We start from the raw sequence: 23619 nt of genomic DNA, 5'->3' as shown, positions 1-23619 counted from the left end.
CGTACGCGGGAGTTTTGCTATAAAAAAAGCTCCCTTTTTCGGCAAATTCCGGTATAGTGCGCGCCGGCCTTTAGCCGGGCCGCGTTTAGGTAGAGCAATTCCCCGAAGTCAGCTTCGGCTGCACGTCCGCACAGCGGACTCTTCCTTGACGATTCTTTTCATTCATTCGTTTTCGCAAATCCCCGCCGACAAAGCTGCCAGGGCGACTCTTGAGTCTCAACACGGCACGCGCAGCTTTGGAGCATGGGTCTTTGCGGATGCACTTAGAGGCAGACCCATGACCCAGGAAACCGGCGGCTTCGTCGCTTTTAATCTCAATCCGAATATTCTTGCAGCCGTCATCGCGACTGGCTACGAAGAGCCATCGGCTATTCAGCAGCAATCGATCCCGATCATCATGGCCGGTCACGACATGATTGGTCAGGCGCAAACCGGTACGGGTAAAACCGCTGCGTTCGCCCTGCCGATCCTGCATCGCATCGATCCTGCAAAGCGCGAGCCGCAAGCCCTGATCCTGGCGCCAACTCGTGAGTTGGCGCTGCAAGTAGCAACCGCTTTCGAAACCTACGCCAAGCAAATGCCGGGCGTTACCGTTGTGGCCGTTTACGGCGGCGCCCCTATGGGCCCACAACTGAAAGCAATCCGTAATGGCGCACAGATCGTTGTCGCCACTCCGGGCCGTCTGTGCGACCACCTGCGTCGTGACGAAAAAGTCCTGGCTACCGTGAACCACCTGGTTCTCGACGAAGCGGACGAAATGCTCAAACTGGGCTTCATGGACGACCTGGAAGTTATCTTCAAGGCGCTGCCTGCAACCCGTCAGACCGTATTGTTCTCGGCTACCCTGCCGCAGTCGATCCGTGCCATTGCCGAACGCCATCTGCGCGATCCGCAACACGTGAAGATCCAGACCAAGACTCAGACCGTTACCGCGATCGAACAGGCTCACCTGTTGGTTCACGCTGACCAGAAGACCTCGGCTGTATTGAGCCTGCTGGAAGTCGAAGACTTCGACGCGCTGATCATGTTCGTGCGTACCAAACAAGCGACCCTGGACCTGGCCAGCGCCCTGGAAGCCAAAGGCTACAAAGCCGCTGCGCTGAACGGTGACATTGCCCAGAACCAGCGTGAGCGCGTGATCGACTCCCTCAAGGATGGCCGTCTGGACATCGTTGTGGCGACCGACGTTGCTGCTCGTGGCCTGGACGTTCCGCGCATCACTCACGTATTCAACGTTGATATGCCGTACGACCCAGAGTCCTACGTTCACCGTATCGGCCGTACCGGCCGTGCCGGTCGCGAAGGTCGTGCGCTGCTGCTGGTGACTCCACGTGAGCGCCGCATGCTGCAAGTGATCGAGCGTGTAACCGGTCAGAAGGTTGCTGAAGTTCGCCTGCCAGACGCTCAAGCTGTTCTGGATGCACGCATCAAGAAACTGACCAACAGCCTGTCGCCGCTGGTGGCTGATGCCGAATCGACTCACGGTGATCTGCTGGATCGTCTGACCGCCGACATCGGTTGCACCCCGCGTGCACTGGCCGCTGCTCTGCTGCGCAAGGCAACCAACGCTCAGGCGTTGACCCTGGCCGCTATCGAAAAAGAGCGTCCACTGGTGCCGAACAACGCACCGCGTGGCGATCGTCCAGAGCGATCCGGTGACCGTCCTGAGCGTAGTGACCGCGAGCGTCGCGCACCCATGCCGCTGGGCGAAGGCCGCGCTCGTTGCCGTACCGCGCTGGGCGCGCGTGATGGTATCGCCGCCAAGAACCTGTTGGGCGCTATCCTCAACGAAGGTGGTCTGGCCCGTGAGGCGATCGGTCGCATCCAGGTGCGTGACAGCTTCAGCCTCGTCGAGTTGCCGGAAGATGGTCTGGAGAAGTTGCTGACCAAACTGAAGGACACTCGCGTTGCCGGTAAGCAGTTGAAGCTGCGTCGCTATCGCGAAGATTGATCCGCTCTCGGGCTGATTGATCGAACATAAAAAATCCCCGACTGGTTCGGGGATTTTTTTGTCCATAAAAAAGATCGAATTCTTCTGTATGAGCTGCCGAAGGCTGCGATCTGTTGATCTTTCCATCACCCAAATCGATAAATGTCCATCCCCAGCGCCCCCATTGTGAACCCTTGATGAGCGACACTGAATTTACCCCCAGCACTGCGGGCAAAGTACAGCGGCAGCAAATGTTCATCGCTGGGATGGTTGCGCACGGCATTCGGGGCTTGCTGGCGATAATCGTGCAAAGCCGCTTCATCGTTGCTCGAAAGCTTCTCGATCATCCAGTCGCGGAACACTTTCGCCCACGGCTCAACACTTTCAGGGCCGGCGTGCCAATCCAGCTCCCGCAGGTTGTGGGTGATGCTGCCAGAGCCAATCAACAGCACGCCGTGTTCGCGCAGGCTGGCCAGGGCATGGCCGACACGGGTTTGCAGGGCAGGGCCGCCGCGGGTCGGCAGTGAGACCTGCACAACTGGAATGTCGGCTTGCGGATACATCAACGACAAGGGCACCCAGACACCGTGGTCGAACGGCCGCTGGGCGTCGATGCGCGCTGTCAGGTTGTTAGCGTTCAATAATTCCAAAACCTGGGCCGCCAGCTGAGGATCGCCGGGCGCCGGGTATTGCACTTCGAACAGCGCCTTTGGAAAGCCGCCGAAGTCGTGCCATGTGTCAGGTCTAGGGTTGCCGCTAACCAGCAGTTCATTGCTTTCCCAATGCGCAGAGACAATCACGATGGCTTTCGGTTTCGGCAACTCTGCCGCCAGGCGAGCCAAGGCCGGTCCGCTGGCGCCGGGTTCGAGGGCCAGCATCGGGGAGCCATGGGATATGTACAGGCTGGGGAACATGAATGAGCTCCTGAGAGTTAAGATGGCACCATCTTCAGTCAGATCATTGATCTAAATCTAATATAAGTTTTAGGGTGTTTTGATCGAATTTTCGGGGTTATTTATGCAGCCGGAGTTTTGGCACAAGAAGTGGGCGTCGAATCAGATCGGCTTCCACCTGCCGCAAGTAAACCCTCACCTGCAAAGGTTCTGGCCGGCGTTAGGGGTGGAAGAGGGCGCTCGGGTGCTGGTGCCGTTGTGCGGGAAAAGTCTGGATTTGTTATGGCTTGCTCATCAGGGTCATGAGGTATTGGGCATCGAGCTGTCGGAAAAGGCCGTTGAAGATTTCTTCAGTGAGCATCATTTTGACCCGGCCGTTAGCGAGCAAGGGCCTTTTAAAGTCTACCGGGCAGGTTCCATTGAAATCTGGTGCGGTGATTTCTTTGAGTTGACGGCGGGCGATGTCGCCGATTGTTCCGCGCTTTATGATCGTGCCGCGTTGATCGCACTGCCGCCGAAGATGCGGGATCAATATGCCGAACATTTGAAGCGGATATTGCCAAAGGACTCGCTTGGGTTGTTGATCACCCTGGACTACGATCAGGCGCAAATGGATGGCCCGCCGTTTGCTGTACTGGATGAAGATGTGCAGCGATTGTTTGGGGCTTCGTGGGCATTGAAGATTCTGGAGGATCAGGATGTGCTGAGCGAGAGCGGGAAGTTTCTGGAGGCAGGTGTCACGCGGCTTGAGGAGCGGGTGTATCGCTTGTTGAGCTGATGTGAGCACAAAAGATCGCAGCCTTCGGCAGCTCCTACACGGCATGTGTACACCTGTAGGAGGAGCCGAAGGCTGCGATCTTTTGACTTTGTGGCAAAAAAATGGGGCGATCAGATCGCCCCATTTTTTATTGCCCCAAGAACAATCAGCCGCGACGACGAGCCAGTGCGTCGATGCGCTCTTCCAGCGGCGGGTGGCTCATGAACATGCGGGCGAAGCCCTGTTTGATGCCACCGTTGATGCCGAAGGCGTTCAGGGTGTCCGGCATGTGCACCGGCAGCCCTTGTTCTGCCCGCAGGCGTTGCAGGGCGCCGATCATCGCGGCAGTACCGGCCAGGCGTGCACCGGCTTCGTCGGCGCGGAATTCGCGTTTGCGCGAAAACCACATGACGATGGAGCTGGCCAGGATACCCAGAACCAGTTCGGCGAAGATGGTCGCCACGTAGTAGGCAATGCCCTGGCCTTCTTCGTTCTTGAAGATCACCTTGTCGACAAAGTTACCGATGATCCGTGCGAAGAACATCACGAAGGTGTTCACCACGCCCTGGATCAACGCCAGGGTGACCATGTCGCCATTGGCCACGTGGCCGATTTCATGGGCCAGAACGGCTTTCACTTCATCGGGCGAGAAACGCTCGAGCAAGCCCTGACTGACCGCGACCAATGCATCGTTCTTGTTCCAGCCGGTGGCGAAGGCGTTCGCTTCGTAGGCCGGGAAAATCCCGACTTCGGGCATCTTGATCCCGGCTTCACGCGACAGTTGCTCGACCGTTTGCAGCAGCCATTGCTCGTGACGAGTGCGTGGCTGAGTGATGATCTGGGTGCTGGTGCTCATCTTCGCCATCCACTTGGAGATGAACAGCGAGAACAGCGAACCGGCGAAACCAAAGACCGCACAGAAAATCAGCAGCTGATTGAGGTTGAGATCAACCCCATTGGCCGCCATGAACCCGTTGAAGCCGAAAAGGCTCAGGGTGATGCTGGCAATCAGCACGACCGCCAGGTTAGTGGCCAAAAACAGCAGGATGCGCATCATGGTTGTAGAAATCTCCTTTTGCTAAAGATGTAGCGTACTGCGGGGTATATAAGGTGCTGCACCGGGGTATTCAACCAAGTGACTATTTCAAACTGTGTCCTACGGCAACAGCTTAGCTGTTCGCAGGACATTTCCGATGCTGAATCCGGAAGCGTATGTAGGCCAATGGCTGTCACAAGTCCCGCCATTGCTAGACGAGAGCGAGCAAGGTGTTACCGGCGAGGGATTGAAGCCGCGATGAGCGGAAGGGCACAAGCATGTGTTGCTGAATGAATCACCGTGCGACTCATAGCTGCGTCGCACGGTGAATATCCGCTTACTGGCGATAGGATTTGAGGAAGTTGCCGATGCGCCCTATGGCCATGTCCAGGTCATCGACACGCGGCAGGGTCACGACGCGGAAATGGTCCGGCCATGGCCAGTTGAAAGCAGTGCCCTGAACCACCAGCAGCTTCTCGGAGAGCAGCAGGTCGAGGACGAACTTCTCGTCGTTGTGGATCGGGCAGACTTTCGGGTCGATGCGCGGGAATGCGTACAAAGCGCCCATCGGCTTGACACAGCTCACGCCCGGAATGTCATTGAGCAGTTCCCAGGTGCGGTTGCGCTGTTCCAGCAAGCGCCCCGCCGGCAGCACCAGGTCATTGATGCTCTGATATCCGCCCAGCGCGGTCTGGATCGCGTGCTGGCTCGGCACGTTGGCACACAGGCGCATGTTGGCCAGCATGTCGATGCCTTCGATGTAGCTCTGGGCGTGGTGTTTCGGGCCGGAAATGGCGATCCAGCCGGAACGGAAACCGGCCACGCGGTAGGACTTGGACAGGCCGTTGAAGGTCAGGCACAACAAATCAGGCGCCAGGGAAGCGGTGCAGATGTGCACGGCATCGTCGTAAAGGATCTTGTCGTAGATCTCGTCAGAGAACACCACGAGATTGTGCTGGCGAGCCAGTTCCAGCATGCCCAGCAGAACTTCTTTCGAATACACCGCGCCGGTCGGGTTGTTCGGATTGATGATCACCAGTGCCTTGGTGTTCGGGGTGATTTTTGCCTTGATGTCGGCCAGGTCAGGCCACCAGTTGGCCTGCTCGTCGCACAGGTAATGCACAGGGTTGCCGCCCGACAGGCTGACCGCAGCGGTCCACAGCGGGTAGTCGGGAGCCGGGACCAGCACTTCGTCGCCGTTGTTGAGCAGGGCCTGCATCGACATCACGATCAGCTCGGAAACGCCGTTGCCCAGATAGATGTCTTCAATGCCGACGCCTTCTACCTGCTTTTGCTGGTAGTACTGCATGACGGCTTTGCGCGCGCTGAACAGGCCCTTGGAGTCACTGTAGCCCTGAGCGGTCGGCAGATTGCGGATCACATCCTGGAGGATTTCGTCCGGCGCTTCGAAACCAAAGGGTGCCGGGTTGCCGATGTTCAGCTTGAGGATGCGATGGCCTTCCTCTTCCAGGCGTTTGGCGTGCTTGAGCACTGGGCCGCGAATGTCGTAGCAGACGTTGGCGAGCTTGTTCGATTTGCTGACCTGCATGGCGATGTGTTCCCGAAAATGAACGATCCAGGCGGCGTGTGAACAACCGTACTGGGAATCCTGCGTAATCACACAGGCCTGACGCCTTGAGAGGCAGCACCCATAAATCCGTTTGAATGCGCGTGGTCTGGCTGCCAGACTGGCGTTTGACGAGGCGCAATCATACGTGCCGCCCGATCCGTGGAAAAGGTACAGATCGGGCTTTTTCAGCTGCCGAGGTGTGACGATGGAAAAGTTGGAGAAATCCCTGGAAGAATGGAAAGCGATGCTCGATCCAGAGCAATACAACGTGTGCCGGCTCAAAGGCACCGAACGCCCGTTCTCCGGCAAATACAACGGCACCAAGACTGACGGTGTGTATCACTGCATCTGCTGCAACGAACCGTTGTTCGATTCCAGGACCAAGTTTGATTCCGGCTGCGGCTGGCCGAGTTTCTACGCACCGATCGGCGACAGCGCCATGACCGAGATTCGTGACGTCAGCCACGGCATGATCCGCACAGAAGTAGTCTGCGCCAAATGCGATGCGCACCTGGGGCATGTGTTCCCGGACGGCCCGCCGCCAACCGGGTTGCGCTACTGCATCAACTCGGTGTGCCTGGACCTCGTGCCTCGCGAGTAATGCGAGCCCTGCAGGAGCTGCCGAAGGCTGCGATCTTTTGATCTTGTTTTTTAAGATTAAGATCAGGATCAAAAGATCGCAGCCTTCGGCAGCTCCTACATTTTTGGGTGCCGCGTGTCGGGGTTCGATTATTTAAATTGCACACAATTCAATTGCACTCTACCTTTGTCTCATCTTCTTACATCTAGAGTCAAAATCATGAGCGACAACCTGCTGAGCATTCCTTGCACCACCATCAAGGGCGAGCAAAAGACCCTGGCGGACTTCGCCGGCAAAGCCGTGCTGGTGGTCAACACCGCCAGCAAATGCGGTTTCACCCCGCAATACAAAGGCCTCGAAGAACTGTGGCAGACCTACAAGGATCAGGGCCTGGTGGTGCTCGGCTTTCCCTGCAATCAATTCGGCAAGCAGGAACCAGGCAACGAGGGGGCGATTTCCGAATTCTGCGAGCTGAATTTCGGTGTCAGTTTCCCGCTGTTCAAAAAAATTGAAGTCAATGGCGCCGGCGCTCATCCGCTGTTCGTGCAGTTGAAAAAGCGCGCGCCGGGCGTGCTCGGTTCACAGGGCATCAAGTGGAACTTCACCAAGTTCCTGATCGGCAAGGACGGCCAGTTGGTCAAGCGCTTCGCCCCGGCGACCAAGCCGCAGGACCTGAGCCGCGAGATCGAAGCCCTGCTCAAATGAACACCTTGTCCGTCGACTCCCTGAACCTCGACAGCCAGCTCTGCTTCAAGCTGTACGCGGCTTCCCGGGCGGTAATCCGTGCTTACAAGCCGATGCTTGATCAGTTGGGCCTGACGTACCCGCAGTACCTGGCGATGCTGGTGTTGTGGGAATGGCAGGAGTCGGCACCAGAGCAGCCAACGGTCAAGGCGCTGGGCGAACGCCTTGCACTGGATTCCGGCACGTTGACGCCGTTGCTCAAGCGTCTTGAGCAGTTGCAACTGGTTCAGCGTCAGCGTTCGGCGCGAGATGAACGTGAGGTGCACCTGAGCCTGTCGCCGGCCGGTCAGGCCTTGCGCGATCAGGTCGGGCCGTTGAAAGCGCGTCTATTGTGCGACAGCGGCGTGGATCTCAATCGACTGAATGAATTGCGCGATGGCCTCGATCACTTGTTGGGGCAAATCAAGGCGCTGTCGTAACGGGTATCCACACGTCCAGTAGCGCAGCCAGTTCTTCCCGGCGAAAGGGTTTGGCCAGGTAGTCGCTCATGCCCGCCGCACGACAACGCTCGCGTTCTTCGGACATGGCGTTGGCGGTCAGGGCGACGATGGGGAGTTGTGGCCAGCGTCCGCTGCGGCGTATTTGACGACTGGCTTCATAGCCATCCATCACCGGCATGTTGCAGTCCATCAGTACCAGATCGAATTCTTTGTGTTCAAGCTGATCCAGCGCCTCGGCACCGTGCGCGGCGACGGTGACGTCGCAGCCGAGTTTGCCGAGCATGCCCTTGGCCACCAGTTGGTTGACCGGGTTGTCCTCGACCAGCAACACCCGCCCGCGTCGCTGCGGGGATAGGGTGTCGATCGGGGTATCGTTGAGGGTGTTGGTTTCTGGCTGCAGGATTCGCCGCAACGTTTGGTACAGCGCGTTGCGTGCCAGCGGGCGTGCCTGTTGTTGAAGAGGGGCAAGGGCGCTGACCTGTTCGCCGGGCATGAAACTGCCGTAAGCGGTCACCAGCAGAACCGGCGCGGTGAAAGCAGGGCGCAGGTTGAACAAGCATTCCGGGCAATCGGTGATCAGCATATCGGGCTTCAGGCCGATCAATGGGTCATCAATGGATCGCTGTTGATAATCCAGCCCCCACACGGGCAACACGCTGCTCAGCAGTTCGGCCAAACCGCTGCTGGCCGCAGTGATGGCGATCACCCGGCCTTGCAACGAAGGCGCGGCAAGTGCGCGGGTGTGGCGAGGAAGCGGCAGTTCGGCGCAGAACTGGCTGCCAAAACCTGCTTCCGAACTGATGGTGAGGCGCCCTTGCATGGCTTCGCAAAGGTTGTAGGTCAGGGCCAGGCCCAACCCGGTGCCGCCGAACTGCCGGGTAATGCCGGCACCGGCCTGGGTGAAAGGCTGGAAAATCTTGACCTGTGCGTCCTGCGGGATGCCGATGCCGGTGTCACAGACTTCGATCCTGATGCCATCGCCAAACGTTGAAAGGCGTACGTCGACGCGACCGAAGCGAGTGAACTTGAGGGCATTGGACAGCAGGTTGCTGACGATTTGCCGGACCCGGGTCGGATCACCAAGTACCAGCGCGGGAAAGTGCGGATCAATCAGGCAAGTCAGCTCGACACTCGGTGCGGCGTTCTGCGACAGCAGGTTGGCGGTGTCTTCCACCAGCGAGCCAAGATCGAACGGAATGTGTTCGAGTTCAAGCTGACCGGCATCGAATTTCGACAGATCAAGAATATCGTTGAGCAGTTCCACGAGCACTTTGCCCGAGTCATGGGCGATGGAGAGTTGTTGCTGTTGCTCGGGACTCAACGGGCCGTCGAGGGACAGCGCGATCATCCCGAGCAAGCCATTGAGCGGGGTGCGAATTTCATGGCTCATATTGGCCAGGAACACCGAACGGGCTTCGGCCATGTCCAGGGCGGTGCTACGCGCGACCTCCAGTTCCTGGTTGGATTGACTGAGCCGGGTGTTGATCGCCTTGAGTTCGGTCGTGCGGGCCGAGACGATGTTTTCCAGTTGGCCGAGGTAGTCGGTCAGGCGGTTTTCGGCGTTGCGTCGTTGCTGGATTTCGGTGGCGACATTTTCGAACTGCTGGTTGGCGACTTTGACCAGCACGCCGATTTCATCAAAGGTGTGCCCCGCAGGACATTCCAGTGACGTCGGCTCCATGCTGCGCGAATCGCGGCCACTCAGTTCGCGGATCAGGCGCACCAAGGGTTTGGTCAGCATCACATAGAACAGCGCCAGCAGGATGCCCGTCAGGATCAGGCTGCGCGCGAAACCGTTGAGCAAAGTCACTTCGGCTCGGCGCAGGAACCGATAGCCGAAGGCGTAAGTGTCGACGTCCAGTTGCAGCGTGCCGAGGGATTCGTTGGGTAAGTGATCCAGATACAAGCGGTCTTCGAACTGTCGGTCGGCACCGAACAGGAAGTCGCTGAGCATTCGATAGCCGCTTTGCAGGCTCGGGCGTCTGACATTGGCCAGCACATTGCCGTTGTTGTCGGTCAGTTTCGCGCCGATGACCGCGGGGGAGCGCAGCAGGCCCAGAGTCAGTTCCTGAGCGAGTTCGGCGTCGATGTTGTAGGCGATGCGTGAGGCGGGGTTGTGGCTGATTTGCAGCAAAGACTGTATTTCACGGTTGATGGAGGCGTCTTCACTGGCATAATCGATGCCTATTTGCAGCAGGCTGAGCAGCATGCCCAGAATGAAACCGACCAGCACGGTAAGCCGCGCTTGCTTGTAAGACAGTCGGTTGGTGAACTTGATATCCATGGAGTGTCGGACCACTTCCGTTTCCCTTCGCTGCTCAAGCATAGTCGATCATGCATGGATGCCGATGTTCTCGCGAGCCCTTGCACGAGGGGCTGACCGCACATCGAACGCTATGTTTCGTCGCTGCATCGCCATCATTACTGTGAACGTGCCCGAGGAGAAGACGTGGATTCCCGATTGAATGCTTTTCTTGAACGCGCCGATGCCGTTTTGGCGCGCATCGAACCGCTGCTGCCAGCCCCTCGGCAAGCCATCGACTGGACTCAAAGCCTGGCCGCGCGCTGGCAGCGCGAGGGCCGCAGCGGCTTTCTGCTGCCGCTGGAGGTCAGCCTCGACATGCGTTTGTCCGACCTGATCGGCGTCGACCGGCAAGTGGAACAACTGGGGCGCAATACGCAACAGTTTCTCGACGGCATGCCGGCCAATCACGCGCTGCTCTGGGGCTCGCGCGGTACCGGTAAATCGTCGTTGGTCCGCGCGCTGCTGGCCGAGCATGCCAAAGCCGGTTTGCGCCTGATCGAGATCGAACGCGATCACCTGGCTGACTTGCCGAGGGTGGTCGAACAGATCGCCAAGATGCCGCAACGCTTCGTGTTGTTTTGCGATGACCTGTCGTTCGAGTCCGGCGAAGGCGACTATCGCGTGCTCAAGAGCGTGCTTGACGGTTCGCTCGAACAGGCACCGGACAATGTGTTGCTGTACGCCACTTCCAACCGTCGCCACCTGGTGCCGGAGAAAGAAAGCGATAACGAAAACTGGAAACGGGTCGACGGTGAGCTGCACCCGAGCGAAGCGGTGGAAGACAAGATCGCGCTGTCGGACCGTTTCGGTCTCTGGCTGTCGTTTTATCCGTTTACCCAGGAACACTTCCTCAACGTCGTCGAACACTGGATCGGGCAATTGGCCGACAAGGCCGGCCTCACGTGGCAACGCACCGAAGAGCTGGACATCCTCGCGGTGCGTTGGGCCACGGGGCGCGGCAACCGGAACGGACGTTGCGCGTATCAATTTGCCCGCTATTGGGTCGGGCTGAAACTGTTGGAGCACAAGGCATGATCGATTTACAAAAGAGCGGCCAGGGCCTCGAAGGCTACGGCATGCTGCACGCGCAGCTGGAGTCTCTGCTGGCGGACGAGCGTGATTTCATCGCCAACGCTGCGCAGTTTTCGGCGTTCCTGTTCAATCAGCTCGATGATCTGAACTGGGCCGGTTTCTACCTCAATCGCAATGAAGAGTTGGTGCTTGGCCCGTTCCAGGGGCAGATCGCGTGTGTCCGGATTCCGTTCGGCCGGGGTGTTTGCGGCGCGGCGGCGGCGGCCTTGCAGACTCAATTGGTCGAAGACGTGCATGCGTTTCCTGGGCACATCGCCTGTGACAGCGCATCGAACAGCGAATTGGTGGTGCCGTTGGTCAAGGACGGTCGACTGATCGGCGTGCTGGACCTCGACAGCCCGAAACTGGCGCGGTTCACCGCGCAGGATCAGGCCGGTATCGAGCAACTCGCGGCGATTTTCCTGCGCTTGACCGATTGCTGATCAGGCTTTCAGGCCAGCCTTGATCAGCAGGCCTGAAGGGTCCACGGCATCGATTTGTTGCGGGTCCAGGAAGCGTTCGGCGTACTGCAAATAGATCTGTGCGTTGATGAATAACCCGAACAATTCTGGATCGATGTGGGCATCCCGGCACATGAAGGCCATGATGTTCAGCGCTTCACTCAAGGACTTGGCTTTCTTGTAGGGTCGGTCGGCGGCAGTCAGCGCTTCGAAAATATCGGCAATCGCCATCATTCGTGCCGGCAGGCTCATGTCTTCGCGCTTCAAACGCTTGGGGTAACCGGTGCCGTCCATTTTTTCGTGGTGGCCGCCGGCGATTTCCGGGACGTTGCGCAGGTGCCCGGGGAAGGGCAAGTGGCTGAGCATCAAGATCGTCTGCACCATGTGGTGATTAATGATGTAGCGCTCTTCACTGGTCAGGGTGCCTCGGGTAATGCTCAGGTTGTAGAGTTCGCCGCGGTTGTACTTGTAGCGCGGTACATCGAGTTTGAACCCCCAAGGATTGTCCGGCGCAATCAGTTCGGTGTCGGCACGGTCGAACAGATGCTCGGGTTTGTCGCTCAGTAAATATTCGCTGACCGGCAGCGTCGGGGCCGGGGTGCGGGCCTGCCGTCGGTTCTCCTCCCAAGACACGCCAAGTCGGTCGTCCAGGGTTCGCGTCCAGGTGCGTTGGCCGATGCTGCGCAGGCGTTGCAGGTCGGCTTCCGCCATGGCTTCGCCGCCGAGATTGCAGCGGGCAATAAAGGCAAAGTCATCGTCCAGTTCTACCAGCGTGGTATTGCGCAGTTGCGTCAGGTGTCGCTCGTCGCCGCCCAAGGCGATGCCTTGCCAGTAGCTGACCCAGGCATCGCGCTTGAGCACTTCGAAGCGGGTGCGAATTTCGTGTATCCGGTCGTTCAGGGTTTCCAGTTTCGTGGCTTTATCGACCACGTATTCCGGCGTGGTGACTTTGCCGCAATCATGCAGCCAGGCGGCAATGTGCAGCGCCTCCCATTCATCTTCCGTCGGTTGATAGCCGCTGAACGCAGGCTCCTGACTGGCCGCGGCGGCCTGAGCGAACATCAAGGTCAATTCTGGCACTCGCTGACAATGCCCTCCGGTGTAAGGACTCTTGGCGTCGATCGCGCCAGCCAGCAGTTTTATGAAAGCATCCAACAATTGTTTTTGTCGGGCTTGCAGACGCTGGCTTTCGATACTCACGGCGGCTGCACCGGACACAGCCTGCAGAAATGCAATGCGGTCGGGACGGAGTTTTTCCAGGTCGCTCTGGTTACCGCTATCGGCCAGCAGAAACACCAGCAGGCCCACGGTTTCGTTATGACGGTTGTGCAAGCGGATGCCGATCAGATGCACACGAGGGCAGGCCAGAGCCAGCAACACTTTCTGCAAATCCCCCGCTTGTTCGAACCCTAGATTGCTGACCACATTGTCAGCCGTCGAAAGCTGCCGCATCCAGTCCGGGCTTTGCGAATCTTGAAGCGCGTGTCCACGGATATCAAATGACGAGAGGGTTTCAGAGGTGTCATTGATGACCAGCCCCTGAGGCTCCATGCGATCGCCGTCACCTTCACGCAGGTAGATCAGGCCGGCCTGGGCCTGGCCGATTTTCACGGTTTCAAACAACACCCGTTCCAGCAACGGGGCAAAACGGTTCTCGGCACTCAGGCTTTCAGTGATCTGGAAGAAACTCGCCAGGGTGTCTTTCATGCGCGCCATTGAAACACTCAACTGGTCGACTTCAAGCACCGGAGAGCGAGGGGACTGTGGAAAGTTGAAATCGAAACTGCGAATTGCATCCGCTTCCTGTACCAGCGCCCGCAGCGGTTTGACCAGCAGCCTCGACGTCAACCAGCCGAGCGGCACGCATAGCAGCAATGTCGCCAAGGTGATCAGCGCACCTTGCCAGCGAATACGATAGGCGTCAGCGAGCAACTCGTCTTCCGGGACCAGCAGTGCCAGTTGCAGGCCCTGGGGGCCGCCTTCCTGCATCTTGCTGCGGGCCACAATCCATTGGCGACCGGCAGCATTCAGGCGATTGCCTTCTGGAGGGCTGCTCAGAAGGGCACCCAGACTGGGACTCAGATCGGCGGCTTTGATCAGTCGAGCAGTCTGATCGTCGACGATCAGTCGGCTGCTGTCGGGATAAGCGATGGCATTGCCCTCAGCATCGAACAGCACGATCTCGGTAGCCGGTGTCACCACGTGTTTGGCCAGGGTAGCGCTGAGTTCGGCCAGGGTCAGGTCGGCGCCCATCACGACCTGCTCGCCACTACGCCGGGCGAGGGTGGTGCCGACGTTGTGGGTGGAGAAAAAGATGTAGGGTGCGGTGGTGATCTGATCGTTATCGTGGCTGGCGCTGGAAAACCAGGCGCGGCTGCGCGGGTCATAGCTATCGTCAGGGTTGTCCTGGCGACTGATCAGGGCGAGGTTTTGATCAAAGAACAGTGATTGGGAGTGAACCTGGCCACTGTTGTTCCTCTCGATGCTCCACACCTGATACGCCGCCGTCTCTGGGGCCTTGAGCAGTGTTTTCAGCTGTGAGGTTCGCAGTGGCCGAACCATGAAAAAATCACCGTTGCCATAACCCAGGTACAGCGATGCCAGATCGGGATTGTCCTTGAGTGACTGAGCGAATGGCTTGAGCAGCATCAGGCGCTGCGCAAGGTCAGTCGCCTGCGCTGCGGGGTTGTCCACCAGCAAACTCAACAGATGACGAATCGGCTCATAGGTGGCCTGCAAATCCAGGCGCACATCCTGCTCGATACGGTTGAAGAGTTTTTCACTGCTGGACAGGATGATCTGCGTGGTTTGCCGATAGTTGAAAATGCCCAGCACCACTCCGGTCAGCAACAGCAGGAGGGTGAACATCACGCTGATATGAACGTGCAGGGGAAACCGCCGTTGATCCGGGCGCAGTGGGGTGGGCATGCAGGTCGCTCCATGATGGTTAACACACTGCTCAGCGACCAAGCATAGTTAAGCCTCTGTCATTCTGCTTTTGTCGTTTTCCCCGATTTGTTGCAGCAATGCGTGGTCCAGTTCAAGCATGGCCCGGTCGATGGCCTTGCAGCAATCGGCGACTTGGTCGGCGTGGAATGACTCATGACAGGCCGTTTCGAGCGCTTCGCAGCTGTCGATCAATCGCGAAGCCTGAACGATTCGGGCAGCGCCCTTGATCTTGTGGGCTATGTCGAGAAACAACTGCGGGTCGCTGGAACCTGACAGTTCCAGTAACCCTTGCCGGTCCACGCGGTTGCTGCTCAGCAGCTCGCTCAACAAGCGCAAATTCAATGCCGGGTTGCCGCCCGTCAGCATTTGCAGCCCCTCAAGGCTGAAGGCCGGGGTGAGTGGCGTGGGTTCGATACCCGCCACCCATTGACTCAAGGCGTTCAGGGTCAGGGGTTTGAACAGGCAGTCGTCCATTCCGGCTTGTTTGCAGCGCTGTATTTCTTCCGGCTGCGCGTTGGCGGTAAAGCCCAGAACGGTGCACGGTGGCTGTTGCGTCTGTTGTTCATGTCGGCGAATGGCTCGGACCAGTTCGTAGCCGTTCATGACCGGCATGTTGCAGTCGGCGATCACCAGATCGAATGCGTCGGTTTGCCACGTCTCGAACCCCGCCTGACCATCCATCGCGACGCTGAATCGATGGCCCAGAAACTCCAGTTGCTGACACATGAGCAAGCGATTGGCGGCGTGGTCATCGACCACCAGTACATTTAAAGAAGCTGTTGCTGCGCGAATCTGCATTTCAGGTACTTCCGCCAAAGGCTCAAATGGCAATGTGGGCAGCAGCAATGAAATGCGCACTTGAGTGCCGACCCCCGGCTGACTGCACAGATGCAAGGTGCCGCCCATCCTCTCGCATAGACTGCGGCTGATTACCAGGCCAAGCCCGGTGCCGCCCCTGGCGGACTGCCCGGCGTTATCGGCTTGGGCGAAGGGCTCGAACAGGCGTTGCTGATCCTGCTCGCTGATCCCGATGCCGCTGTCTTCTACCTGCAACAGCATTTGCACCTGAGCGGGCTCGGCAGTCGGGAGCAGGTCGACGACAATCCTGACCTGCCCCCGCTCGGTAAACTTGATGGCATTGCTGACCAGGTTGGACAGCACTTGCTTGAAGCGCTGCGGGTCCAGCAGCACATCGATCGGTGGATCGGCCGGGTTGAATTCCAGCCGCAATTCGAGTTCTTTCTGCCGGGCCAACCCATCGAAGATGCGAGCCACTGACGCTACAACTTCTCGCGGGTTGACACGCTCGGGGCTCAGGCTCAAGTGCCCGGATTCGATACGGGCAATGTCGAGAATGTCGCCGATCAGTTCCAACAGGTCCTTCGCCGAGTGGTACGCGACATCAATGGCGGGGCGATCCGGGTGCTCATGTTCGATACGCTTGAGCGTCAGTTCGAGCATGCCGATCACCGCATTCATCGGGGTGCGGATCTCATGGCTCATGGTCGCCAGAAACGTGCTTTTGGCCCGATTGGCTTCATCGGCGCGCTCTTTCGCACAGCGCAGGTCATCGAACAGTTGCCGCCGTTCGCTGATGTCGATCCAGCCGCCGATGATGCCTTGCACTTCACCGCTTGAGTCACGGTAGGGAAGAATCCAGTGGTAGATCGTCAATCGACGGCCACCGATATGCAGTGCACGGTCAAGAATCAGCGGCTTGCCCTCAGCCACGACGCGCTGGTAATCGGCCTGATATTCCCGGGCTTCAAAGGCGTTGCTCATGGTGCCCTGCATGACACTTTTACCGATGACGTCTTCGCGTTTCGCACAGAAGGCTTGCAGATAACTGTCATTGCAGCTTTGCAGCAGGCCTTGGCGATCACGCACATAGATCGGGTGCGGCGTGCCGTTAACCAGTGAGCGCATGAATTCGAATTGATCGTTCAGCGCCCGCTCGGCTGCTTTGCGTTGGTTGATCTGGCGCCGCATGTACGCATTCCAGGCCACGGAAATCATCAGGAGCACACCAGCGCCAATGACGATTTGATAGAACAGCCGATGATAATTGCGCCACGTGTTCTGCGAGGACGCCGAATAGCCACGCCAGCGGCTGTTGATAATGCCCAGCTCTTCTGGCGCGATGCTCAGTAGCGCCTTGTTGAGGATGTCATTGAGTTCCTTGGCGTCCCGTCCGGTGGCCAGGGAGAAAGCCGCCTGCTCGGTGCCGATGGTGGTGCTGATCTGGAGGGAATGTTCGAAAAGTCGCGATGAGATGAAGTAGTTGGCGATTACCAGAGAATTTACGGCACCTTCTGCCTGACCCTCGGCAAGCATCTCTACGGCGCTGAACGTATCCGGGGTTTCGATAAGTTTTATCTTCGGGAATTCACTGCGCAGATAATCCATCAGCGGATTGCCTTGGGCGATGGCCAGGCGCTTGCCCTGGAGTTGCGTCAGATTGGTGGGGCTGTCCGGCGCTTTTCGCGTCAGCAGGACATTCGAATTTTGCAGGTAGGGCCGACTGAAATTCAGCAGCGTGTCCCGCTGTGCGCTTGGGAGCAGCGCGGCGATCAGGTCCGCCTGGTTGCTTTTGATTTGCTGGATCATGTCGCTGTCGCTACGGCTTCGCTGGATGTCGAACCGCAAGCCTGTGCGCAATCTGATCAGCTCAAGTAAATCCGCGGCAACCCCGCGAAAGTTGCCGCCGCTGTCGAAAAACGTCAGTGGCGCGAGTGCCTCATTGACCACTACGCGCACTACCGGATGTTGGGCCAGCCAGCGTTCTTCTCCGTAACTGAGTTCCAGTTTGTGATCAGTGAGCAGAATGTCGCTACCGGCACTCCAGCGTTTGGCGATGTTTTCCCGTTCGCTGACAGGGACGGCCATGAGCATGGCATTGATGATGCCGAGCAGTTCCGGGTTGTTCTTGTGCACCGCGAAACTGAAACCGTGGGCTTCGTGTTTGCCGAAGCTGGCCATGCGGATGTTGTTCAGGTAGCCCTTGTTGATCATGTAATGGGTAGAAATGGTATCGCCGAGAAACACGTCAGCCTGATCGAAGGCTACCGCATTGATCGCATTCTGGTAGGACGGATAGGACGTGATGGTCGCCTTCGGGTACAAGGCCTTGACCTCCTCCAGCGGCAGGTAGTGATACACCATGCTCAGTCGCAGGCCGGCAAGACCATCGGTCAGGGATCTGGTTTCCCCTTCGCGTGTTACCAGAACGGGTTGGTCCACGGCATAGGGGGTCGACAGCACGATGCCGGCATTGCGCGCCTCGAAGCCATTGGCAGTACCGAGCAGGTCGACCTCACCGTTTTCGAGCGCCTCGATCGCCGCTCCCCGGGAAGCGAAGCGCCGGACCTTGATGGGCAAGTCGGTGGCTTTGCCAAGGATGCCCGCGTAATCGGCGGTGAAACCTTCGTAATCATGGCCACTGAGGGTCAGGTCGAAGGGGGGGTAATCCGGCGCTGAGGCACCCAGGATCAACTCATGTTTCTTCTTGAGCCATTGTCGTTGTGATTTATCCAGTTGGACTTCCAGATGCCCGGCCGTCGAGCGACTGAGCAAGGCGTAATTTTCAACGCTCTGCGCCGCAAGCAATGAGGTGCTCAAGCATAAGCCAGCGGCCATGAGTATCAGATAATCCGTTAAACGACTGGGCATCCTGTCTCTCACACCAATGCGTTACGTTTTGCCAATTCGATGAGTTCAACCAGGGATTTGGCTTTGAGTTTCTGCATAAGACGTTTTTTATAAGTGCTGACAGTCTTGTTGCTCAGAAACATGCCTTTGGCAATTTCTTTGTTCGTGCGGCCCTGGGCAAAAAGTTGCAATACCATCAGTTCTCGATCATTCACCGCCTTGAACAGTTCCAGCTCGGCACAACGCACCTCATCGCCACGAACAGGGTTCAGTGCCTCACTAGGGAAATAGTTGTAGCCTGATAATACGGCTTTTATGGCGCTGACCAGTTCGCTTAACTCTTCCTGTTTGCAGACATATCCGGAGGCACCGGACTGCATACAGCGAATACCAAAAAGTGTCGGGCATTGTGCAGTTAATACCAAAGTTTTCAGTGGCGTGCTCATTGCGTTGAAGCGCGCCAGTACTTCCAGGCCATCCAGTTTGGGAATGCTGATGTCGAGGATGACCAGGTCGGGCATGCATTCGCGAACCATTTGCATGGCGTCTACCCCGTTGTCCGTTTCACCGACGACTTTGTAGCCTTCGTGTTCCAGTAACATACGAACGGCAAGTCGGATGACGGGGTGATCGTCGACAATAAAAACGGAGTTCATAATCAAATCCCATGCGAGCTCGAATAAAGCGCGCACCTTAGCTCAGATAGTTGAGGTGACGTATGAACTGACATACCTGTAGCAGCAATATAGGAATGTTCCTACACACGAAAAGGAATGAGCTTACGTGTCAACTAGGTTTTTTATGAGGATCAATAAAGTTTGTTGCTAATAAATTTTGATGTTGGGGTGGTGTTTTTTAAAGTTTTTATTTTTAAAACAACGCCAGTAATTTTCTGAATTCGGATTGTTTTAAAGGCTTGGTCAGGTAACCCAGTAAGGGCAGTTCATGATGGGTTGCCATATTTTCAAGTTCATTGAGTTCATCGGGCGTCAGGCTACTTAGAAGTATTGCCTGTTTGATCAGCCCTCTATGGCTGGCAAACTTGACCAAATCCAGCCCACTTAGGTCGGGTAGACATTGGTCACACAAAAGAATATCGAACGGTTGCGTAGCCTTGAGCATTTGTTGCAGTGCTCCTTCGGCACAATCAGACGTGCTCAGTTGGGTGAAACCATAACTTTCCAGCAGGTATTGAGTCGCCCTGAGCTGGAATGGATGATCTTCCACCAGCAAGATGCGCAGACTGTCTTTGATCATGTTATTCACGCTTTTTATGTAGAACAAAGTAGCCGTGATTGTTTCGCGTGAAACCCGGGTAAATCGATCAGTTCACTCGGTATTGGCTGTAGGGCAATTCAGCTAGCCTTGAATGCACTTGGTTTTTTTGGGGGAGATCGGCCATTACAGGTGGCGTAATGGCTGATCATCCGGTTCTTGTCAGTGGCTGGAGCGACCGGTCATTTCCAGTGCCATATCGCTGGCGTAGCTGTCGGTCATGCCGGCGATGAAATCGATCATGCGCAAGAACGAACGGTGTAACGGGCCGTTCGGATCAGGTGCATTGTTGCCCAGCAGGTCGAGTACCCGCCGGCTCTTGAAGGAGGGCGTCCGCCCGTTGTGTTGTTCCAGTGCCGCGCCGCAAAAAGCATTGAGCAGTATTTCCAGCGTGGTGTAGGCGCCGATTTCGTGCAGGGTCTTGCGTTTGTCCTGGAAGATTTTCTTGCGTGCCATGTCCTTGGCATTCAGGACACAGCGTTTGGCGGGGCCGTGCATGTGTTCCACCAAGTCGCCGGGCAGGGTGCCGGCCAGCAACGCGTCCTGTTGCTCGACAAAGGCTCGGGCTGCGGCGTTGGTCAAATGTTCAATGGCTTTACCCCGCAGGATCGCCAGTTTGCGTCGACGCGAATCCTGGGGGCCGAGAAGACGATAGGTTTCCGGTAAATCATCGCCCACCAGGTCCAGCAACAGGGACTCGACTTCGGCGTATTCCAGCAACTCCATTTCCAGGCCGTCTTCGAGGTCGATCAACGCGTAGCAGATGTCATCGGCGGCCTCCATCAGGTACACCAATGGATGACGCGCCCAGCGTTGATCCTCAAGTTGCGGCAGGCCAAGCTTATGGGCGATCTGCTCCAGCAGCGGCAGTTCACTCTGATAGCAACCGAACTTGTGTTTCTTGTAGCCCAGCGAGTCGGCGTGCCTGGCCGTCCAAGGGTACTTCAGGTAAGTGCCCAAAGTGGCGTAGGTCAGTCGCGTGCCGCCATCGAACTGGTGGTACTCCAGCTGAGTCAGTACCCGAAAACCCTGAGCGTTGCCTTCGAAATTGAGGAAGTCATTGCGTTCGGTTTCGCTCATTGCGTCCAGCCAGCCACGGCCGGCGGCTTGCTGAAACCAATGACGAATCGCATCTTCACCTGAATGGCCAAACGGTGGATTGCCAATGTCATGCGCCAGGCAGGCCGATTGCACGACCATCCCCAGATCGCTGGGTTCGCACCAGTCGGGGAGGGCGCTGCGAATGGTTTCTCCGACGCGCATACCCAGTGAACGGCCGACACAACTGACTTCCAGCGAGTGGGTCAGCCGCGTGTGGATATGGTCGTTGCTGGAAACCGGATGAACCTGGGTCTTGCGCCCGAGGCGGCGAAAGGCTCCCGAGAAAATGATGCGGTCGTGGTCTTTGTGAAAAGGGCTGCGGCCGAGCTCTTCCGGGCTATGCAGCGGTTTTCCGAGGCGTTCACGGGTAAGCAGGGTGTGCCAATCCAAGGCTGGTTCTCTCCGTCAGGTGACTGATTGCCCAAGCTTCCCGGTTCGCGCCATGGCCTGCAAGGGAAAAACACCTACAACCCGACGGCATCAATGTCGATAAGCAACAAGCGTTCGCCATTGTCGAAAAATTGCCCGGCAGTGAGGCAGTATTGGTTGCTGGTAGCGTCGCGGTAAGTGTTGGAAAGGGTCAATCGTCGTTCTTCCCAGCCTTCTGCCAGCAGATGATAAAAATAGGGGCGCCATGACCAGTTATGACCCAGGTAGCGGTTGTCAGCGAACCAGCCGTTGTTGCGCCATTCCAGGTTTGGCGTCAGTTGCGTTCCATGACGGTCGCACTGATAAAAACGCAACAGCCAGGGAAAGGCATCGAGTTGGGGCAAGGCACTCAGTGGTGCGCGGGTCTGTGCCCAGGCTTGCAGGATCGACATCAGTTCGCTGAGCTGCTGGCGCATGACCATCAAGCGACCGCGTTCGGCCAGTTTCTGCTGAACATAGCGCTGACGCAGCTGCGCAAAGCGCTCGACAAAGGCGTCGGTGGCAAAGAAATCTTCTTGCGCCCCGGCGAACAGAAAACCCTGCACGTAGCGTGAGCCGCACTCCAGGGCAAAATTCAGTTGGGCTTCGGTTTCCACACCTTCGGCGATGATCCAGCAACCGGTTTTCTCGGCCATTTGCGCCAGGGCCTTGACCACATCGGTGCTCGGCCCCCCCAGGGCTGCCGCCTGAAACAGGCGCATGTCGAGCTTGAGAATGTCCGGTTGCAGCGCCAGGACCCGATCGAGTTGGGAGTAACCGGCACCGAAGTCGTCGATGGCGATCCGCGCGCCAGCCTGCCGGTAACGCGCCACCACTTGTGCCAGGCGCTGGATGTCGCCACCCAGTTCAGTGATCTCGAAGACGATGCGCTGCGGGTCGACGCCGTGCCTGTGCAATTGCTTGAGGCTCGGCAGCGGCTGGTCCGGGCGCAAGCGGCTGATCCAGCGGGGGGAAATGTTCAGACTGAGAAACCAGTCGGAAGGTGCCTCTCGCAGACGGCTCAAGGCGTTATCGCGTATCTGGCGATCCAGGCGCCGAAGGGCGATGGCGTTTGTTCGCGGGTCGGCGAACAGCGGTCCTACTGACGCCAATTGACCGTCGGCCTGACGCAGTCGACCCAGTGCCTCTACGCCCGCGATACGGCCGGTGGCGGTATCGATGAACGGCTGAAAACAGGCGAGCGGTTGCCCGTCGATCACAAAGCCTCCTTAGTAGATCTTGTTTTTGGATAAAACCTGACCACCGGATAGGCACGCAGGATTGAACCTCTTGATAAAGAGGTTCAATCCAATGGGTATTGCAAGAATGCAGCCAGATGGCGACTGCTTAGTGTTTGCGCGCAGAGCCTTGCAGGATCAGCTTGATCAACGGTCCCAGGGTGGTGCCCAGGCGAACCAGCCGGGTCAGACTGTTAATGCCACCACCATTCTTTGCGCCCTTGCCGGTCAGAAAACCGAGCAAGGTTACAGCGGCCACGCCCCAGAGCGGTGCGTGTTTTATGCCGAAACCGTCCTGCAGGTTTTGCGTCATGCCGCGAACACGCTGCAAGGGTTGCAGCAGTTGTGCGGATTCGTGGCGGATTTCCTGTCGATGCATTTCCATACGCAGGCGGATCAATGCCTTGCGCATTTCCGTGCGCGAACTGTTGGCAGGCAATTCAGGCAGGCTCATGGCAGCAGGCGCTCCCGATCGTTGGCCAGTTCTTCCAAAGTGCCATGGAAGGGCGAGGATTCATCGAATATCGCTGCTCTCAAACGCATGGCGCAGAAGACTGCCGCAAGGGAATAGAACACGCAGAGCCCAATGATTGCCGCCAGGCGATAGGTGTCCCAGAACAGGATCAGCACCAACGTCGACAACCCCACCAGCAGAAGCAATGCAAATACCAGCGCCAGGCCCGCAAATAACAACAGGCTTACGGTGCGAGCCTTTTGTTCCTGCAGTTCGATGCCGAACAGTTCGACGTGGCTGTGCAGCAGCCCGAGAAATGCCGCACCCAGGCGCCGAGGTGAGCTTTGACCCGTTTCGGAGGAGCCGGATTCACCGATTGCCATATCAGCGCCGAGTCGCCAGCAGGCCAATCAGAAAACCCACACCCGCCGCGATCCCGACCGATTGCCATGGATTGGCCTGTACATAGTCCTCGGTCGCTGTGACAGCGGCCTGGCCGCGTTCGCGCAAGGAGTCTTCAGTCAGTTTCAAAGTTTCGCGTGCACGCAGCAGACTGTCGTGGATCTGGTCGCGCAACTCGTCGGCTTGACCACCGGCCAGGGAAGCGGTGTGTTCCAGCAACCGTTCGGTGTCGCTGACCAGTGTCTGAAAATCGTTCATCAGGATTTCCTGAGCAGTCTTTGCCTTGATGCTGGCCATTGGTGATCTCCATAAGTGGCTTCTGAATCGTTCGAGTATGAGCCTTGTGCGAAGGTTCAG

20 protein-coding genes are annotated in these 23619 nt (G+C 57.7%); 7 read left to right on the top strand and 13 right to left on the bottom strand.

Annotated features, from left to right (window positions below; all coding sequences use genetic code 11):
* The first annotated feature begins 277 nt into the window (after window positions 1-277).
* Window positions 278-1951: a DEAD/DEAH box helicase gene (locus KUF73_RS21780; protein ID WP_218440090.1), complete on the top strand. Its 1674-nt coding sequence runs from the start codon at window positions 278-280 to the stop codon at window positions 1949-1951.
* Window positions 1952-2076: 125 nt separating this feature from the next.
* Here the strand turns inward: KUF73_RS21780 and KUF73_RS21775 are convergent, their stop codons facing one another.
* The gene (locus tag KUF73_RS21775; protein WP_218440089.1) at window positions 2077-2844 is read right to left on the bottom strand and encodes a class III extradiol ring-cleavage dioxygenase; all 768 of its coding nucleotides are present in this window, start codon (window positions 2842-2844) and stop codon (window positions 2077-2079) included.
* 103 nt (window positions 2845-2947) lie between these two features.
* Between KUF73_RS21775 and KUF73_RS21770 the strand changes: the two genes are divergently transcribed.
* Entirely contained in the window at window positions 2948-3601 is a 654-nt protein-coding gene (locus KUF73_RS21770) for a thiopurine S-methyltransferase (RefSeq protein WP_218440213.1), read from the top strand.
* 145 nt (window positions 3602-3746) lie between these two features.
* Here KUF73_RS21770 and htpX read toward each other — a convergent pair whose 3' ends face one another.
* Together htpX and KUF73_RS21760 are read right to left on the bottom strand one after the other, a co-directional pair.
* Window positions 3747-4637, bottom strand: coding sequence for a protease HtpX (gene htpX, locus KUF73_RS21765; RefSeq protein WP_218440088.1), 891 nt, complete (start codon window positions 4635-4637; stop codon window positions 3747-3749).
* 316 nt (window positions 4638-4953) lie between these two features.
* Entirely contained in the window at window positions 4954-6165 is a 1212-nt protein-coding gene (locus KUF73_RS21760) for a pyridoxal phosphate-dependent aminotransferase (protein WP_128608285.1), read from the bottom strand.
* A 226-nt stretch (window positions 6166-6391) separates the two neighbouring features.
* Here KUF73_RS21760 and msrB point away from each other — a divergent pair, with 226 nt between their 5' ends.
* The 3 genes from msrB to KUF73_RS21745 all read left to right on the top strand — a co-directional run bounded on the left by msrB (window position 6392) and on the right by KUF73_RS21745 (window position 7929).
* Complete coding sequence (gene msrB / locus KUF73_RS21755; protein WP_218440087.1) at window positions 6392-6787, top strand: peptide-methionine (R)-S-oxide reductase MsrB; 396 nt, start codon at window positions 6392-6394, stop codon at window positions 6785-6787.
* A 198-nt stretch (window positions 6788-6985) separates the two neighbouring features.
* Window positions 6986-7471 (top strand): glutathione peroxidase, encoded by a 486-nt coding sequence (locus KUF73_RS21750; protein WP_074878825.1) that lies wholly within the window; start codon window positions 6986-6988, stop codon window positions 7469-7471.
* On the top strand, window positions 7468-7929 hold the full coding sequence (locus KUF73_RS21745) for a MarR family winged helix-turn-helix transcriptional regulator (RefSeq protein WP_218440086.1): 462 nt from the start codon (window positions 7468-7470) through the stop codon (window positions 7927-7929). Before KUF73_RS21750 ends, KUF73_RS21745 begins: the two co-directional genes overlap by 4 nt.
* Here the strand turns inward: KUF73_RS21745 and KUF73_RS21740 are convergent.
* Entirely contained in the window at window positions 7913-10234 is a 2322-nt protein-coding gene (locus KUF73_RS21740; protein WP_305516110.1) for a response regulator, read from the bottom strand. The genes KUF73_RS21745 and KUF73_RS21740 overlap by 17 nt on opposite strands.
* Window positions 10235-10399: 165 nt before the next feature.
* On the opposite strand from KUF73_RS21740, the gene KUF73_RS21735 reads away from it, so the two are divergent.
* Both KUF73_RS21735 and KUF73_RS21730 read left to right on the top strand, forming a co-directional pair.
* Window positions 10400-11290, top strand: a complete 891-nt coding sequence (locus KUF73_RS21735) for an ATP-binding protein (RefSeq protein WP_218440084.1) — start codon at window positions 10400-10402, stop codon at window positions 11288-11290.
* Complete coding sequence (locus KUF73_RS21730; RefSeq protein WP_218440083.1) at window positions 11287-11769, top strand: GAF domain-containing protein; 483 nt, start codon at window positions 11287-11289, stop codon at window positions 11767-11769. Before KUF73_RS21735 ends, KUF73_RS21730 begins: the two co-directional genes overlap by 4 nt.
* Here the strand turns inward: KUF73_RS21730 and KUF73_RS21725 are convergent, their stop codons facing one another.
* From KUF73_RS21725 to KUF73_RS21685, 9 genes are all read right to left on the bottom strand, one after another.
* Window positions 11770-14715 (bottom strand): HD domain-containing phosphohydrolase, encoded by a 2946-nt coding sequence (locus KUF73_RS21725; protein ID WP_218440082.1) that lies wholly within the window; start codon window positions 14713-14715, stop codon window positions 11770-11772.
* Between the two features lie 48 nt (window positions 14716-14763).
* Window positions 14764-18405, bottom strand: coding sequence for a transporter substrate-binding domain-containing protein (locus KUF73_RS21720; RefSeq protein WP_218440081.1), 3642 nt, complete (start codon window positions 18403-18405; stop codon window positions 14764-14766).
* 8 nt (window positions 18406-18413) lie between these two features.
* Window positions 18414-19040 (bottom strand): response regulator transcription factor, encoded by a 627-nt coding sequence (locus KUF73_RS21715; RefSeq protein ID WP_218440080.1) that lies wholly within the window; start codon window positions 19038-19040, stop codon window positions 18414-18416.
* 214 nt (window positions 19041-19254) lie between these two features.
* On the bottom strand, window positions 19255-19641 hold the full coding sequence (locus tag KUF73_RS21710) for a response regulator (RefSeq protein ID WP_218440079.1): 387 nt from the start codon (window positions 19639-19641) through the stop codon (window positions 19255-19257).
* 180 nt (window positions 19642-19821) lie between these two features.
* Window positions 19822-21150 carry a deoxyguanosinetriphosphate triphosphohydrolase gene (locus KUF73_RS21705; RefSeq protein WP_218440078.1) on the bottom strand — a complete coding sequence of 443 codons (1329 nt, stop codon included), beginning with the start codon at window positions 21148-21150 and terminating at the stop codon, window positions 19822-19824.
* Between the two features lie 74 nt (window positions 21151-21224).
* Window positions 21225-22388, bottom strand: coding sequence for an EAL domain-containing protein (locus KUF73_RS21700; protein WP_218440077.1), 1164 nt, complete (start codon window positions 22386-22388; stop codon window positions 21225-21227).
* A gap of 127 nt (window positions 22389-22515) precedes the next feature.
* Complete coding sequence (locus KUF73_RS21695) at window positions 22516-22860, bottom strand: hypothetical protein (protein ID WP_218440076.1); 345 nt, start codon at window positions 22858-22860, stop codon at window positions 22516-22518.
* The gene (locus KUF73_RS21690; protein WP_218440075.1) at window positions 22857-23243 is read right to left on the bottom strand and encodes a phage holin family protein; all 387 of its coding nucleotides are present in this window, start codon (window positions 23241-23243) and stop codon (window positions 22857-22859) included. Before KUF73_RS21690 ends, KUF73_RS21695 begins: the two co-directional genes overlap by 4 nt.
* 1 nt (window position 23244) lies before the next feature.
* Entirely contained in the window at window positions 23245-23559 is a 315-nt protein-coding gene (locus tag KUF73_RS21685; protein WP_218440074.1) for a YqjD family protein, read from the bottom strand.
* Between the last annotated feature and the right edge of the window lie 60 nt (window positions 23560-23619).

Source organism: Pseudomonas sp. PD9R (assembly GCF_019200975.1).
Lineage (GTDB): Bacteria > Pseudomonadota > Gammaproteobacteria > Pseudomonadales > Pseudomonadaceae > Aquipseudomonas.
The sequence above is the reverse complement of the archived record's forward strand: the minus strand, read 5'-3'. Positions and strand labels throughout refer to the sequence as shown.